Annotated in this window: 12 protein-coding genes; 5 read left to right on the forward strand and 7 right to left on the reverse strand. The window is 60.6% G+C overall.

What is annotated here, in order from left to right; translation table 11 throughout:
* Positions 1-38 precede the first annotated feature (38 nt).
* Positions 39-1,055: a LacI family DNA-binding transcriptional regulator gene (locus tag NQK35_RS01375; protein ID WP_257114337.1), complete on the reverse strand. Its 1,017-nt coding sequence runs from the start codon at positions 1,053-1,055 to the stop codon at positions 39-41.
* A 162-nt stretch (positions 1,056-1,217) separates the two neighbouring features.
* On the opposite strand from NQK35_RS01375, the gene NQK35_RS01380 reads away from it, so the two are divergent.
* The 3 genes from NQK35_RS01380 (at position 1,218) to NQK35_RS01390 (ending at position 5,154) form a co-directional block, all read left to right on the forward strand.
* Positions 1,218-2,450 carry a sugar ABC transporter substrate-binding protein gene (locus NQK35_RS01380; protein WP_257114338.1) on the forward strand — a complete coding sequence of 411 codons (1,233 nt, stop codon included), beginning with the start codon at positions 1,218-1,220 and terminating at the stop codon, positions 2,448-2,450.
* 212 nt (positions 2,451-2,662) lie between these two features.
* Positions 2,663-4,255 (forward strand): ABC transporter permease subunit, encoded by a 1,593-nt coding sequence (locus tag NQK35_RS01385; protein WP_034232028.1) that lies wholly within the window; start codon positions 2,663-2,665, stop codon positions 4,253-4,255.
* Positions 4,255-5,154, forward strand: a complete 900-nt coding sequence (locus NQK35_RS01390) for a sugar ABC transporter permease (RefSeq protein WP_009212113.1) — start codon at positions 4,255-4,257, stop codon at positions 5,152-5,154. The genes NQK35_RS01385 and NQK35_RS01390 overlap by 1 nt, the downstream gene beginning before the upstream one ends.
* A 980-nt stretch (positions 5,155-6,134) precedes the next feature.
* Here NQK35_RS01390 and NQK35_RS01395 read toward each other — a convergent pair.
* Positions 6,135-6,566, reverse strand: coding sequence for an integrase core domain-containing protein (locus NQK35_RS01395; protein WP_257114339.1), 432 nt, complete (start codon positions 6,564-6,566; stop codon positions 6,135-6,137).
* 415 nt (positions 6,567-6,981) lie between these two features.
* Positions 6,982-7,263, reverse strand: a complete 282-nt coding sequence (locus tag NQK35_RS01400; RefSeq protein ID WP_016460308.1) for a transposase — start codon at positions 7,261-7,263, stop codon at positions 6,982-6,984.
* A gap of 172 nt (positions 7,264-7,435) precedes the next feature.
* Between NQK35_RS01400 and NQK35_RS01405 the strand changes: the two genes are divergently transcribed.
* Positions 7,436-7,975 carry a ClbS/DfsB family four-helix bundle protein gene (locus tag NQK35_RS01405; RefSeq protein ID WP_257114340.1) on the forward strand — a complete coding sequence of 180 codons (540 nt, stop codon included), beginning with the start codon at positions 7,436-7,438 and terminating at the stop codon, positions 7,973-7,975.
* 82 nt (positions 7,976-8,057) lie between these two features.
* Here the strand turns inward: NQK35_RS01405 and NQK35_RS01410 are convergent, their stop codons facing one another.
* Entirely contained in the window at positions 8,058-9,362 is a 1,305-nt protein-coding gene (locus NQK35_RS01410; protein WP_009213505.1) for an ISL3 family transposase, read from the reverse strand.
* A 287-nt stretch (positions 9,363-9,649) separates the two neighbouring features.
* Between NQK35_RS01410 and NQK35_RS01415 the strand changes: the two genes are divergently transcribed.
* Positions 9,650-10,099: a hypothetical protein gene (locus NQK35_RS01415; RefSeq protein ID WP_257114341.1), complete on the forward strand. Its 450-nt coding sequence runs from the start codon at positions 9,650-9,652 to the stop codon at positions 10,097-10,099.
* Here the strand turns inward: NQK35_RS01415 and NQK35_RS01420 are convergent.
* The 3 genes from NQK35_RS01420 to NQK35_RS01430 form a co-directional block, all read right to left on the reverse strand.
* The gene (locus tag NQK35_RS01420; RefSeq protein WP_257114342.1) at positions 10,093-12,579 is read right to left on the reverse strand and encodes a glycoside hydrolase domain-containing protein; all 2,487 of its coding nucleotides are present in this window, start codon (positions 12,577-12,579) and stop codon (positions 10,093-10,095) included. The two genes, NQK35_RS01415 and NQK35_RS01420, sit on opposite strands and share 7 nt — an antisense overlap.
* A gap of 156 nt (positions 12,580-12,735) precedes the next feature.
* Entirely contained in the window at positions 12,736-13,167 is a 432-nt protein-coding gene (locus NQK35_RS01425) for an integrase core domain-containing protein (RefSeq protein ID WP_257114339.1), read from the reverse strand.
* 415 nt (positions 13,168-13,582) lie between these two features.
* Positions 13,583-13,864, reverse strand: coding sequence for a transposase (locus tag NQK35_RS01430; RefSeq protein ID WP_016460308.1), 282 nt, complete (start codon positions 13,862-13,864; stop codon positions 13,583-13,585).
* Positions 13,865-14,133 lie beyond the last annotated feature (269 nt).

Genomic DNA, 14,133 nt, shown 5'->3' on the forward strand with positions numbered 1-14,133 from the left:
TTCTGTCACGCCGCGTTCGGAGGTGGCAGTGGCGCCAACTAGCGGGCGCGAGCGGTTGAACCACGCACGATCAGGTCGGGGGAAAACACGTAGTCGGCATGGGTCGCGAGGTGTGTCGTTGTGGCCAACGCCTCGAAGAGGCTGCGAACCGCCGAGGTCACGATGGACTGCACCGGCTGGTGAATGGTCGTCAGCGCCGGGTTGAGGTGGCTCATCAGGAAGGAATCGTCGAAGCCGATCACCGAGATGTCGTCGGGCACCGACAAGCCAGCCGACGAGATCGTGCGGATCGCGCCCAGGGCCTGCAGATCCGACCCGGCGATGATGGCACTCACGCCACGTTCAATGAGGGCGTGGGTGCGCGCCGCCGCCGCCTCGTACGTATAGAAGGTCTCCTCGATGATGGGACAGTGGTCCCCGAGCATCTCCGCCATGATCTGGGTGAAGGCCTCGGCCTTGCGGAGCGCGGGAACGATGTGCGTGCGTCCCGAGAGCAGCGCCATGCGCGAATGCCCGAGCTCGAGCAGGTGAGTGACGGCCGCGCGGATTCCGAGGGCGTCTCCGGTGGAAAAGTCGGGAGCGGGCACCTCGGGGCGCGCCCCGTTGATGGTGACGAAGGGGATACCGCGCTCGGCAAGGTTTGCGTAGGGGCTCAGGTCGGCCAACAGATCCGCGTGCCTGCCCGAGACGAAGATGAGACCGTCAATCTTGCGCTCGACAAGAGAGCTGAGGTAATCGAACTCGGAGGTTGCCCCGGGGGTCTGCGAGCAGATCAGGCAGATGCCTCCGGCCCGGGACACCTCCTCCTGGATGTGGTGGGTGAAGGAAGCAAAGATCGGATTGGTCAGCTCGGGCACGATGATCCCAATCGTCGGGGTGTCCGGAGCACCCTCGGGGGCGGGACGGTCGTACCCCAGCTCGTCGATCGCCGTCAGGACTCGGCGGCGGGTCTCGGCCGAGACCTGGCCGACGCCGTTGAACACGCGCGACACTGTTGCGGTCGATACGCCGGCGTGGGACGCAATATCCGCCATGCTCGTGCGATTCTTCGTCATCGACTCAGCTCTCCTTCGGGTTGTCGCGCGAACGATCCATTCAAATGTAACAGCTTGCACACAATTCGGAAAATTGTTGCAGAAACAAAATACGGCGTTTACAGTGGCACATGTAGCGGGTCGCTGATGGAGGCGACCGGCCCGACCAACACAGGAGTAATAATGCGACGTGGCATCGCAGCACTCGGCGTCATCGCGGCGGCTACCGCCCTGGCCGCCTGCAACAACGGAACGAACCCTTCTCCGTCCTCTTCCTCCACCGACGACTCCCGCGGTGAGGCGGCCGCGACCCTGACGATCTGGGCGGACGATACCCGCTTCTCCCAGGTCGAGACGATCGCCCAGGACTTCACCAGCTCCACCGGCGTGAAGGTGGATGTCGTTCAGAAGTCCGAGTCCGACATGGATCAGGAGTTCACCACGCAGGTCCCCACCGGTAACGGCCCCGACCTGATCGTCATGGCCCACGATAAGCTGGGTGCTCTTGTCTCGAACGGCGTGGTCGCCCCCGTTGACCTGGGCGAAGCCAAGTCCAAGTTTGCCGACGTCGCCGTCAAGGCCGTCACCTACAACGGCCAGACCTACGGCGTGCCCTACGCCGTCGAGTCCGTCGCCCTGGTGCGCAACAACGCCCTGACCAAGGACGAGCCTAAGACGTACGACGACATGATCTCCTCGGGCAAGGCCGCCGGCAAGCAGTACCCCTTCGTTATCCAGATGGGCACCGAGGGCGACCCCTACCACTTCTACGCCTTCCAGACCTCCTTCGGCGCCCCCGTCTTCAACACCAACGCGAGCGGCGAGTACACCTCCGAGCTGGCCATGGGCGGCTCCGGCGGCACCGACTTCGCCAACTGGCTCAAGGCTCAGGGCGACGCGGGTATTGTCTCCCCCTCCATCACCGCGGACATCGCTAAGCAGGCCTTCCTCGATGACCAGGTTCCCTACATGGTGACCGGTCCGTGGAACGTGTCCGCCTTCCGTGCGGCAGGCAAGGATGTCTCCGTCCTGCCCGTCCCCGCCGCCGGCTCGCAGGCCGCGCAGCCCTTCGTTGGCGTCCAGATGTTCTACCAGAGCGCCAAGTCCGCCAACCCGGTCGCCGCCAAGCAGTTCTTCAACTACATGGCCACCCCCGAGGCTCAGACCGAGATGCAGAAGCTCGGTGGCCGCGCTTCCGCCATGCCCTCAGTCGCCGCCGCGTCGGAGGACCAGGACATCAAGGACTTCTCGAAGGTCGCAGAGGCAGGCGCTCTCGCACCGGCGATCCCCGCGATGGGTTCCGTGTGGAACTTCTGGGGCCAGACCGAGGCCAACATCGTCACTGGCTCCGAGGCGCCCGCCGAGGGTTGGTCGACGATGATCACGAACATCAACAACGCGATCGCCTCCAAGTGATCGTCCTCGCCGGACGCTAGTCGCCCGGCACCGCTCACCTCTGGTGTGCACCCGCCTTGCGCCCGCCCGCCTCCCACGCGGCGGGCGGGCGCAAGGCCGTCTAACAGCAGCGCCGCGTCGCGGCGCACGGCACCCACGGTGCCACCTATCCCGCCAACCGGGGGGATAATGAAGGCGCAATGACGCGCAAACGAGCACGTGTGGAGGACACGATGGCTGAGCCAGTGAAGGCTGCGGAAAAGAAAAAAGAGGGGCGCACGACCTCTCATGCAAATGATGTGACCAAGCGTGGTTTCTTCGTCAAGCTCATCCTCATGATGCTGATTGACGCACTGGGACTCTACGGCGTCTTCACCGCCTACATGGTGAAGTCCTGGATCGTCCTGGTGGTTCTTGCTGCGCTGCTTCTTGTCGTCAACTGGATCTACTTCTCTAAGCGGATGATTCCGGCGAAGTACCTGGTTCCCGGCATGGTGTTCCTGCTGATCTATCAGGTCTTCGTCATGGGGTACACGGGTTACGTGTCCTTCACGAACTATGGGCAGGGACACAACTCGACCAAGGAAGACGCGATCTCCGCGATCCTGAAGGCGTCCGAACAGCGCGCCCCCGGCGCCGTCAATGTGACGGCTGCGGTCGTCGAGGACGGCTCTGGCCTTGGCCTCGTCATCTCCGACCCGGCCACCGGTACCCTGAAGGAAGGCACCGTCGATACGCCGCTGCGCGAGGTCAAGGGCACCGTTTCCGCCGGCATGATCTCCGAGGTCGAGGGGTACAAGGTTCTTCAAATCGCGGACATCCTCAAGCGTCAGAAGGATGTCGCCGGGCTGACCGTTCCCGTCTCGTCCGACCCGAATGACGGCTACTACAAGACCGACGACGGCGCCTCCGCCTACCTGGCCAAGTCGGCCTACAGCTACGACGCCCAGGCCGACACGCTCACCGACTCCGCCACGGGCACGGTCTACACGGCCAACAACAAGACCGGCGTGTTCGTCGATGCCGACGGCAACGAGCTGACTCCCGGCTGGCGGGTCTTCGTTGGCTTCAGCAACTACATGAACATGGTGACCAGCAACGACCTGGGTGGCCCCTTCCTGAAGGCCCTCGTCTGGTCCTTCGTCTTCGCGGCCGCCTCCGTGCTTTCCACCTTCGCCCTGGGCCTGATCCTGGCGCTCGTCTTCTCCGACAAGCGCATCAAGGGCCGCAAGATCTATCAGTCCCTCATGATCCTGCCCTACGCCTTCCCGGCGTTCTTGGCCACCCTGGTCTGGAAGGGCATGCTCAATTCGGACTTCGGCTTCATCAATCAGGTCTTCCTTGGCGGCGCGCATATTCCGTGGCTTGAAAATGGCCTGCTTGCCAAGCTCTCGATCCTCGGCGTGAACCTGTGGCTGGGCTTCCCCTACATGTTCCTCGTGTGCCTCGGTGCCCTGCAGTCCCTGCCGGGCGACATCGAAGAGGCGGCCAAGATCGACGGCGCCTCGGGCCTGCGCACCGTGTGGTCCATCAAGCTGCCGCTCGTGCTGCAGTCCACGGTCCCCCTGCTGATCGCCTCCTTCGCCTTCAACTTCAACAACTTCTCGCTCATCTACATGCTGACCGGTGGCGGTCCGAACTACCCGGGCCTTTCGGTGCCCGTCGGTGAGTCGGACATCCTAATCTCGATGGTGTACAAGATCGCCATTGACTCCGGTTCGCCGAACTATGGCCTCGCCTCGGCCATGTCCATCGTCATCTTCATTGTCGTGGGCGTGATCGCGTGGCTTGGTTTCCGCCAGACGAAGACCCTTGAGGAGCTGTGATGAGCGCTGCAACCGTTTCCAAGAAGAACGACGGAACCACCCTCAAGGGTGCCCGCTGGTGGGCGGAGGTGGGATGGCGTCACATCGTCGCGATCCTGACGATTGTCTACTGTATTGTCCCGCTGCTCTACGTCCTGTCCGTGTCCCTGAACCCGGGCGCGACGCTGACCGGCTCGAACTCGCTGTTCTCCAACATTTCCCTGGAGAACTACGGGGCCCTGGGGAGTGGCAAGTACGCCATGTACTGGTCGTGGATTCTCAACTCCTTGATCGTGTCCTCCGTGACGGCGGTCGGCACGGTGCTCATGGGTGCTGCCGCAGCCTACGCTTTCAGCCGCTTCCGCTTCAAGGGCCGCCGCGCGACCCTGACCGGCCTGCTGCTGGTCCAGATGTTCCCGCAGATGCTGGCCTTCGTCGCCCTGTTCCTGCTGCTCCTGGGCATTCAGGACATCTTCCCGGTCCTCGGCCTGAACTCCAAGCTCGGCCTGATCTGCGTCTATCTCGGTGGCGCCCTGGGCTCGAACACGTTCCTGCTCTACGGCTTCTTCAACTCGATCCCGCGCTCGCTGGACGAGGCCGCCATGATCGACGGCGCGACCCACGCGCAGACCTTCTGGACGATCATCATGCCTCTGGTTCGCCCCGTGCTGGCGGTCGTTGGCCTGCTGAGCTTCATCTCCTCGCTCGGTGACTTCGTCATCGCACGCGTGGTCCTGCAGGATCAGAGCCAGTTCACGCTGGCCGTTGGCATGTACATGTGGGCAGCCGACGCGCGTACCGCGCCGTGGGGCATCTTCGCCGCGGGTTCCGTGATCGCGGCGATCCCCGTGATCCTGCTCTTCCAGTACCTGCAGAAGTACATTGTGTCCGGCTTGACCGCCGGCGCCGTCAAGGAGTAAGCGCTCCGCGCCCTCCTGCCTAGCCAGCCCCGGCCTCGTCCCCTATCCCCGTGGGACGAGGCCGGGGCTCTTTGTGTAGTCCCGCTCGGGACAGCGCTGCCTGCGTCGTTGCATGTGGGCGAGCGTTGCTGTTGCTGTCCGAAGGGACGCGTGGCGGATGGCAGGCGACGGGCCGTGCGCGGTGCTACGGAGGGATCGGGGGATGGGTTGGCAGGTGACGATCCTACACAGACTGCGGGATCGTGACCCGGCGGACGACGGTGTCTGCCCGATTGGTGGTGCCTGGGGCCGCTCATTGTGCACGTTAACCCGATGGGTGGGCCCAGGACGGCTCTATGCGCACGTTAACCCGATGGGTGGTGCCCAGTACGGCTCTATGCGCACGTTAACCCGATGGGTGGCGGTATGGGCGCTGTGCCCAGGTTCCCACCTCGATGCGTCCGCGAGCATTCCAGCAGTTTGCGAGCACTGCACCACCTCCCACCTGGTGCAATACATATATCAGTGGTGTAGCGCCACGTAACGACAAGCATTCGCGTGGGCGCGCAGCGCTTACTTGACGCGCGAGGGGTCGATGCTGCGCCTGTTACGTGGTGCTGCACGTGTTATGTGGCGCTACACCCGTTACGTGGCGCTGCACCTGATCAGAACGGGTGCAATGCCTACGGATCGGGTGCAATGCCCACGGATCGGGTGTACCGCGCTCGCAGACAGGAACGATAGCGGAACCTGGATTCCCGCAACACGAACGATGACGACCTCAACGCCCATGCACATAACCCGGGACGTGGCAGGCTAATCAAGCGGCGACATCATGAGGGGCGCTACACCCGTTACGTGGCGCTATACCCGTTGTGTGGTGCTACACCCGATCAGAATGGGTGCATTGCTCACGGATCGGGTGCAATGCCCACGGATCGGGTGTACCGGGCTGGCCTGGTCTGGTTTTGTGGACCGGGTGTTTTGAGGGTTGTTGGTTGTTATTGGTGGTGTTGTGCCCATTGGCGTGCGTATTGGTTGGGTGAGAGCCAGCCTAGCGCGCTGTGGGGGTGTTCTTCATTGTAGCGGCGTGACCAGGCGCCGATCAGGGCGCGCGCGTGGCTGAGATCCTCGAACATGTTGTCCTCCAAGAGTTCGTCGTGCATGCGGTTGTGCAAGGACTCCACGAATCCGCCCAGCCACGGCTGGCCCGGGGGTATGAATGCTTGGAGTGTGTCGTGCTCGCTGGCCCAGTGTCCCACGGCTGCGGCGATGAATTCGGGCCCGTTATCGGCGCGTAGCACCTGGGGCGCACCATGTGCCACGGCAGCCAGGTCATGCATGTCGATCACGTCGGCGGCTCCCATGCGCCGCTCGACGCGGAAAGCCAGGTGCTGGCGCGTGAACTCATCAATGACGTGACAGACCTTCAAGACACGCCCCCTTCCAGTCTGAGTCGAACTGGACATCAATGGCCCACACCTGCCCAGGAGCGCTCGCTGTGACCAGGTGCTGTAGGTGCGGCGCGGTGCGGGGCTTGTGGGCTTTGCGCGCTCGCACGTGCAGTCCTTCGGTGCGCCACAAGCGCCGGAACGTCTCACGCCCCACGGGCAATGCCCTCACTTGTGGCCCGCGCCCAGGCACGTGTATAGCCCCAGCGTCGATGCGTGGCGGCACAATCGTTCATCCACTGGCGCACAGGCCCATGATCACGCAGCGTTTTCGCCTCGCCCGCCGCGCGGGTGCGGCAATACGCTGACCGGGACAGCCCGGCAACGCGCCCGTGCAAGACGCTGAGAAACCCCTGGCCGATCAGGTGGTTCACAGCGTCGTGCCTGCGCGCCGGGCCTAGAAGTTTCCCTCCGCGAGCTCACGCAGCGCTGCTTTCTCCAGCTCTGCTTGTCCCAGCAACTGTTTGAGGCGCGCGTTTTGCTCGCGCAATTCACGCAGTTCCTTGGCCTCACTACGATTCATCGACCCATAACGCTGGCGCCACCGGCACAACGTTGCCTCGCTGATACCCAGCACGCGGCAAGCCTGGGCTGTGCTCATGCCCTCACCTCGCAACGCCTCGGCCTTCTCCAGCTTCACGACAATCTGCTCAGGCGTGTGCTTCGAGAACTTCCTCATGGTCATCCATTCTGCCCGGCAACAAGCAGCCGGGACTACTCAGAACAACCCTCTCACAACAAACGGTCCGAAAAACCCAGACCCCTCCACACGGACGCGGCATCCGCCTCGGTTGGTACCGTCTTTGGCCATGGGTTTTCATCTGCTTTCCTGATTTGAGATAATTTGTGGCGTGCCGAAACCGAAGACGAAAACTGAACTATTGGATGCCGCCGAGGCGCAGTATGCGAGACTGGACAGCCTCATTGAGGGCATGAGTTCCGACGATCAGCATACGCATTTTGATCCCAGCATCACCCAAATCGGTAAAGAAGCCCACTGGGCGCGGGACAAAAACCTGCGTGACGTACTAGCCCACCTGCACGAGTGGCAGAGCATGCTGCTTGGCTTCGTCGACGCCAACCTCCACGGTCAACCTCGGCCTTTTCTTCCGTTTCCTCACACGTGGCGAACCACGCCAACGCTCAACCAAGAGATCTGGACTCAATATCAGGGCACTGAGCTTGAGGCTATCCGCGAAAACCTCGCCGACAGCCACACCGCAGTAGTGGCTCTCATCGGCAAGTTCACCAACGAGGAGCTATTCACCAAGGCGTATTTCCCGTGGACGGGCGCAACCTCGCTCGGCTCCTACTTCGTGTCAGCCACATCAAGCCACTACGAATGGGCAATCAAAAAGCTCCGCGCATTCACCAGAAAGCCGCCAGAATAACCCCATAACCAAGCCGCCCCCAGTATCTTCTTACCACGCTGTACACCACAGACAGATACTCGGGAGCCTCTGGTATAGGGGCTCATCCCAATGCAGGGTGGGTTCTGAAGCCGCCGGTCTCGAGTAGGCAGCGGGCGATGTAGTTGTTGAGGTTGCGGAAGCCGAGAGCGGATCCGCGGAGGTGTTCGAGCCGCCCGTTCAGGGCTTCGGTGGGGCCGTTGGAGGTCCCCGGGCGCTCGAAGTAGGCCAGCACGTCAGCTGCGCGCTGGTTCAGGGTTCGACCCAGGCGACGGAGCTCGGCCAAGACCGCGGGCACGCCGTCGCGCAGGGCGGCGATGACGGCGCTCATCGCCGCCCGGCCGGTGGCCCTGTCGGGGTGGCGGTAGGCGGCGATCATCCGTTGGAGGATGCCCCAGGTGGCTTTGACCTCGACGTGCTCGGGATTGGTGAACAGGACCATGAGTCGTTCGCGTTGCCGGTCAGTGAGCAGGTCCTCTCCGGTGTGCAGGGTCCGCCGGGCCCGGTACAGCGGGTCGTTGCTGCGGCCTCGGTGGCCGTGCAGGTCCTGCTGGACCCGGCGCCGGCACTGGTCCAGGGCATCCCCGGCGAGCCGGATGACGTGGAAGGGGTCCATGACCGCCACCGCGCGCGGGAGTTCCTCAGCGGCGGCGGTCTTGAACCCGGTGAACCCGTCCATCGCGACCACCTCCACCGCGTCACGCCACGCCTGGGGCCGGTCGGCGAGCCAGGTCTTGAACGCGGCCTTGGAGCGGCCCTCGAGCATATCCAACAGCCGTGCCGGGCCGGTCCCGTCGCGGATCGGGGTGAGATCAATGACGACGGTGACGTACTTGTCGCCCTTCCTCGTGTGCCGCCAGACGTGCTCGTCGACCCCGATGACCGCGACCCCGTCGAACCGTGCCGGGTCGCCGATCAGGACCCGCGCGCCCTCGGCCAGAACGGCCTCATTCGCGGTATCCCACGCGACCGCGAGCCCTTCGGCGATCCGGGCCACGCTCAGATGCTGCACGACCAGTGCGAGCAGGGCCCACCGCAGTCCAGCCCGGGAGATCTTCGCGCGCGGCTCGGCCGCGGCTGTGGTGTCCTGCCGCCACACCCGCCCGCAGCCGGTGCACCGGTAGCGGCGCACGGCGATCAGCAGCGTCGTGGGTCGCCACCCGAACGGCTCGTGCGCCAGCCGGCGCGTGACCACGTCGTGCACGCTGCCCTCACAGCCGCACCCCCGGCACCACCGGTCATCATCGACAACCCGGCAAGCCAGCACTGCACGATCCGGCTCGAGGCGCTGCCCGGTCACCTCCAACCCGAGACCGTCCAGGCGGCAGAACGTCGTCAGATCGGGCGTGGTGAAGGTACCGTCGGGCATGTCGTGGTCTTCCTGATGGGGAGCGTGAGAACTCCCATCATGTGAAGACCTCGACGCCTACCCCGAGACCGACGCGCCACCCCCGCCACCCACCCTCGTTTGGGATGAGCCGGTATAGGCGCTCCCGTGCGCCTTTTCGCGACTCTCGGGTTCAACGCACTAAGCCTCATGCCCGCATTCACGCGACATCCGCCCCGATCAGCATTATCATAGCAATGCAGGGAAACCCTTCTTGTAGAATGAAACCTATTGGGGCATACAACTCCTGATGCCGTTGCCTTATCAAAATGTGTAGCGAAAAGTTGAAGGGACTGGTCATCAAAAAAATATCTGTGTTTCTTGTATCCGCTCTGGCATATTTTGTCGGCGCGTGGCTTTTCGCCGCCATCTTTCAACGGTGCAAGGATCAGGATCAGAGATTTTTTGTGGTCTTCTTATTGATGCCAATCGTGTATGTCTGTTTCACGATTCTTCTTCTGCTTTTCAATAAGCATATAATCGGTATTCAATCTGCCTGCGCGTTGCAACTTTCAGCAGGAGCCTTTATCGGTCTCTCAGCTTTTCTCTTGTCACTCGATGGTGTTGGCTCGTTAGTTCATAGTGATTCTTTTTCTCAACTGCTGAGCCAGTTTTCCGTTCCCGCCATCGGCGCTCTTGTTGTTGGTGGTGTTGCGCTTGGGTTTAGCGTTTTTACCCAAGCGCCACACCAAGGAAAAGACCAAATGAATTATCAGTAGATGAATTCAGCTAGCTTTCGACAAGCTGTCAAACGAATCTCTTCCTTGACGTATCCAGCCAGGAACGATCCTAAAACGGCGCTATCTAAGTCGGCATATTCACTTATTTTCTGATATGCCTCAGTGGAATTATTCGCCCCCAAGCTCCAGCCAATCTGCTTGAATCTGTTGGCTAGTTTGCTGGAATTGTTGTAGTACTCGCGCAGCGTTGCTGACAGAAGATGAGCGTTGGAGTCGTTTCCGTTTTCTAGCGTGTTAGCGATAACGATGGCATCTCCGTCACAGCAGAGGTCGTCACGGTTACAGTTGTTTCCTACCGATTCCCATTCTCCCTTGTCGTTTTTCTTGTCAAGTACTAGCCCCTTCAAGCCAGGATGCTGGCGGTAATCGTTACCTTGTCCTACTAGGGCTGTGGCCACCTGATCCAGGTTCGCGTTGGGATTCCAGTCAAGCGTTTTCTGAATGTTTTCCATCGCTGTGGCTAGATCTCCGGCCCAGCCAGTCCACGCATCAGGGATAACATTCCAGTTGGTGTATCCAAGTGTTGTTGCCGCCAGATGCGCCAGATCAACCGATTCTCCGGTCTTGTCAGTCATGGATTGCCGCCAAGTGTTATCAATATAGCGATTCAAGGCAGCGATGATCTTCTTGCCTACAGCGTCCTTCTCGAGTACGCTCGCGTCAGCACTCCTGAAACTTTCGGCAGACACGGACCAATTCACCGCAGATCCACTACCACCGTCACGCAGGTAGGCTTTTGCTAAATAGTTGAGTATGCAACGCCAAGTCGGAACGGCAATCCACGTTCCCGCACCATGAGAACCCGCAACGTAGTCCTCACCAACTTTGCTATCAGCACGTAATTCCTCAAAGCGCTTCTCTAAATGCCAGATCAGATCAATCGGAGCCAGCTTGTTGTAATCGATGCTGGTGTCGGGCGCAGCGTCACCGGCACTTGAGGGTGCAACATGATCCACTGCTGGAGCTTGACCTGAATAGGCGACCCGATCAAGGTCAAACCCCTGACCTTTGTAGTCACTGATTTCAGTGAACTGATCATAGTTCCAACTATCAGGAATAGGGAAGCCGAGGTTGCCAGAAAATCCTGTAGACATGTCCGAGACGAACGCGCTTCCAGCGTATCCGGCTTTAATGATGCGGCTGCAAATATTGCGTGATGCGTAGATACCCACTTTGTATCCGCCTCCCAGGCTTCCACGCACGCCTTGGAAATACGGAAGAATATTGCTTGTGACCTCGGGGTCGGTCGCGTCGAAATCAACAGCGAAATAGATATACGTTCCCGGAATGCCAAGTCTTTGGGCGGCTTGCCTTGCAAGTGTGGCATGGCGAGTTCCGTTTTCTCGAGTGAAGTGGCGCAATTCGGTGGAATACTCTTGGAATATCGGGAAGAACTTCATCCCACCTTTCGTGATGCGTTCAAGTTCTCCTGGCCGAATTGCTTTGAAATAGTCAGACGGATCTTTTGAATCTTGATTCGGCTCAGTCAGGTAACGTCCTACGATCTCATAGCCGTTCGCCTTAAGTAGGTTGAGTCGCTCAGCCGTAATCTCGAAGCGTGTATCGCATGCTTTGCAGGCGCGATTCGGATCACCTTTCGAGGTCAACAGGCTCATCCATGTAGTCGAGTCGACCACCCCGCTTCGTGGGAGCTGATACTTTGCTTGGAATTGCGGAACGAACGTTGACAGTGCGGTTTGTGCAGAAGGATAGATATCGGGAGAAATCCGGTTACACACTAGAGCAACCTGAGCTAGCCAAGCCCACTTCGGTAAACTTGCCGCATTGCTGGGTGTAACTATTGTTAGATGCGCTTTGGTGCCATTGCCGAAATTACCTGTGGCTTCCGCAGGGCTAAATCCTTCAATGGCTTGCAAGACCTGAATCAGAGCAGTATTCATTTCCCGACCGTAGAGTCCATCGGTTGGGATGATTCCGGTATAAGCGCGATACTGTTGGTTGATTTGTTGCTGTGCTTGCCGAATCGCTGAAATGCCCCCATAAGAGCGAAGCAGGACGAATTGCTGCATTGACAACAGCGCTTTCATGACGTCGAGCGTCACAGTGGAATCTCCACCAATGCCCATGTCGCTCTTAAGCTGTTTGATGGCCTTTCCTGTTCCACTATAGAAGTGAGTCGTGATATCGCTGGCACCGGCAGAATATCCCTTGCACCACAAGGCGCCTTGGATAATGCCGTACACATTAGAAGTCTCCTGTGCGCCGTCATCCTGTTGGTGGATGCCGTTAGGCCACCGAGACTGGAAGCGACTGATAGTTCCCGGTCCGAAATTGTTCGCCGTTGTCGTAATACCCAGCTCGATTTGCAGAGCGCGGATTAGCGCGCTGATAGTGCCCCAGCCGGTATATCCGTCCTCTACGACTGAACCGAATCCAGCCTTGCTCCTATAGGTGCGATTGAGCCATTGCTGTGTTTTTAGCACCATTTGATCTGTCATGATTCCTCCTTTTTAGAAACCAGTTTGTTAACTCAAGACAGGCGAACACCTGCCAGGGAGGGATCCAGAACACCGGATGAGAAGCGCCGGAATTCTTCGCCCTCACCTTGGCCTGGTCTGGTTTTGTGGACCGGGTGTTTTGAGGGTTGTTGGTTGTTATTGGTGGTGTTGTGCCCATTGGCGTGCGTATTGGTTGGGTGAGAGCCAGCCTAGCGCGCTGTGGGGGTGTTCTTCATTGTAGCGGCGTGACCAGGCGCCGATCAGGGCGCGCGCGTGGCTGAGATCCTCGAACATGTTGTCCTCCAAGAGTTCGTCGTGCATGCGGTTGTGCAAGGACTCCACGAATCCGCCCAGCCACGGCTGGCCCGGGGGTATGAATGCTTGGAGTGTGTCGTGCTCGCTGGCCCAGTGTCCCACGGCTGCGGCGATGAATTCGGGCCCGTTATCGGCGCGTAGCACCTGGGGCGCACCATGTGCCACGGCAGCCAGGTCATGCATGTCGATCACGTCGGCGGCTCCCATGCGCCGCTCGACGCGGAAAGCCAGGTGCTGGCGCGTGAACTCATCAATGACGTGACAGACCTTCAAGACACGCCCCCTTCCAGTCTGAGTCGAACTGGACATCAATGGCCCACACCTGCCCAGGAGCGCTCGCTGTGACCAGGTGCTGTAGGTGCGGCGCGGTGCGGGGCTTGTGGGCTTTGCGCGCTCGCACGTGCAGTCCTTCGGTGCGCCACAAGCGCCGGAACGTCTCACGCCCCACGGGCAATGCCCTCACTTGTGGCCCGCGCCCAGGCACGTGTATAGCCCCAGCGTCGATGCGTGGCGGCACAATCGTTCATCCACTGGCGCACAGGCCCATGATCACGCAGCGTTTTCGCCTCGCCCGCCGCGCGGGTGCGGCAATACGCTGACCGGGACAGCCCGGCAACGCGCCCGTGCAAGACGCTGAGAAACCCCTGGCCGATCAGGTGGTTCACAGCGTCGTGCCTGCGCGCCGGGCCTAGAAGTTTCCCTCCGCGAGCTCACGCAGCGCTGCTTTCTCCAGCTCTGCTTGTCCCAGCAACTGTTTGAGGCGCGCGTTTTGCTCGCGCAATTCACGCAGTTCCTTGGCCTCACTACGATTCATCGACCCATAACGCTGGCGCCACCGGCACAACGTTGCCTCGCTGATACCCAGCACGCGGCAAGCCTGGGCTGTGCTCATGCCCTCACCTCGCAACGCCTCGGCCTTCTCCAGCTTCACGACAATCTGCTCAGGCGTGTGCTTCGAGAACTTCCTCATGGTCATCCATTCTGCCCGGCAACAAGCAGCCGGGACTACTCAGAACAACCCTCTCACAACAAACGGTCCGAAAAACCCAGACCCCTCCAGGGCTCGCAGACAGGAACGATCGGGGAACCTGGAATCCCACAACAGAAAAGATAACGGCCTCAACGCACCTACACAAAAGCCGGGACTTGACGGGCTAATCAAGTGGCGATGTCACGCGGGGCGCTATACCCGTTGTGTGGTGCTACACCGGTTATGTGGCGCTACACCCGATCAGAACG

The sequence above is a fragment of the Schaalia odontolytica genome (assembly GCF_024584435.1).
Classification (GTDB): Bacteria; Actinomycetota; Actinomycetes; order Actinomycetales; family Actinomycetaceae; genus Pauljensenia.

Bases quoted from the DNA above. Each gene is read 5' to 3' on its own strand.
- NQK35_RS01375 (WP_257114337.1), bottom strand. From the start codon at position 1,055: ATGACGAAGAATCGCACGAGCATGGCGGATATTGCGTCCCACGCCGGC.
- NQK35_RS01380 (WP_257114338.1), top strand. From the start codon at position 1,218: ATGCGACGTGGCATCGCAGCACTCGGCGTCATCGCGGCGGCTACCGCC.
- NQK35_RS01385 (WP_034232028.1), top strand. From the start codon at position 2,663: ATGGCTGAGCCAGTGAAGGCTGCGGAAAAGAAAAAAGAGGGGCGCACG.
- NQK35_RS01390 (WP_009212113.1), top strand. From the start codon at position 4,255: ATGAGCGCTGCAACCGTTTCCAAGAAGAACGACGGAACCACCCTCAAG.
- NQK35_RS01400 (WP_016460308.1), bottom strand. From the start codon at position 7,263: ATGAGGAAGTTCTCGAAGCACACGCCTGAGCAGATTGTCGTGAAGCTG.
- NQK35_RS01410 (WP_009213505.1), bottom strand. From the start codon at position 9,362: ATGCCCGACGGTACCTTCACCACGCCCGATCTGACGACGTTCTGCCGC.
- NQK35_RS01415 (WP_257114341.1), top strand. From the start codon at position 9,650: ATGTGTAGCGAAAAGTTGAAGGGACTGGTCATCAAAAAAATATCTGTG.
- NQK35_RS01420 (WP_257114342.1), bottom strand. From the start codon at position 12,579: ATGACAGATCAAATGGTGCTAAAAACACAGCAATGGCTCAATCGCACC.
- NQK35_RS01430 (WP_016460308.1), bottom strand. From the start codon at position 13,864: ATGAGGAAGTTCTCGAAGCACACGCCTGAGCAGATTGTCGTGAAGCTG.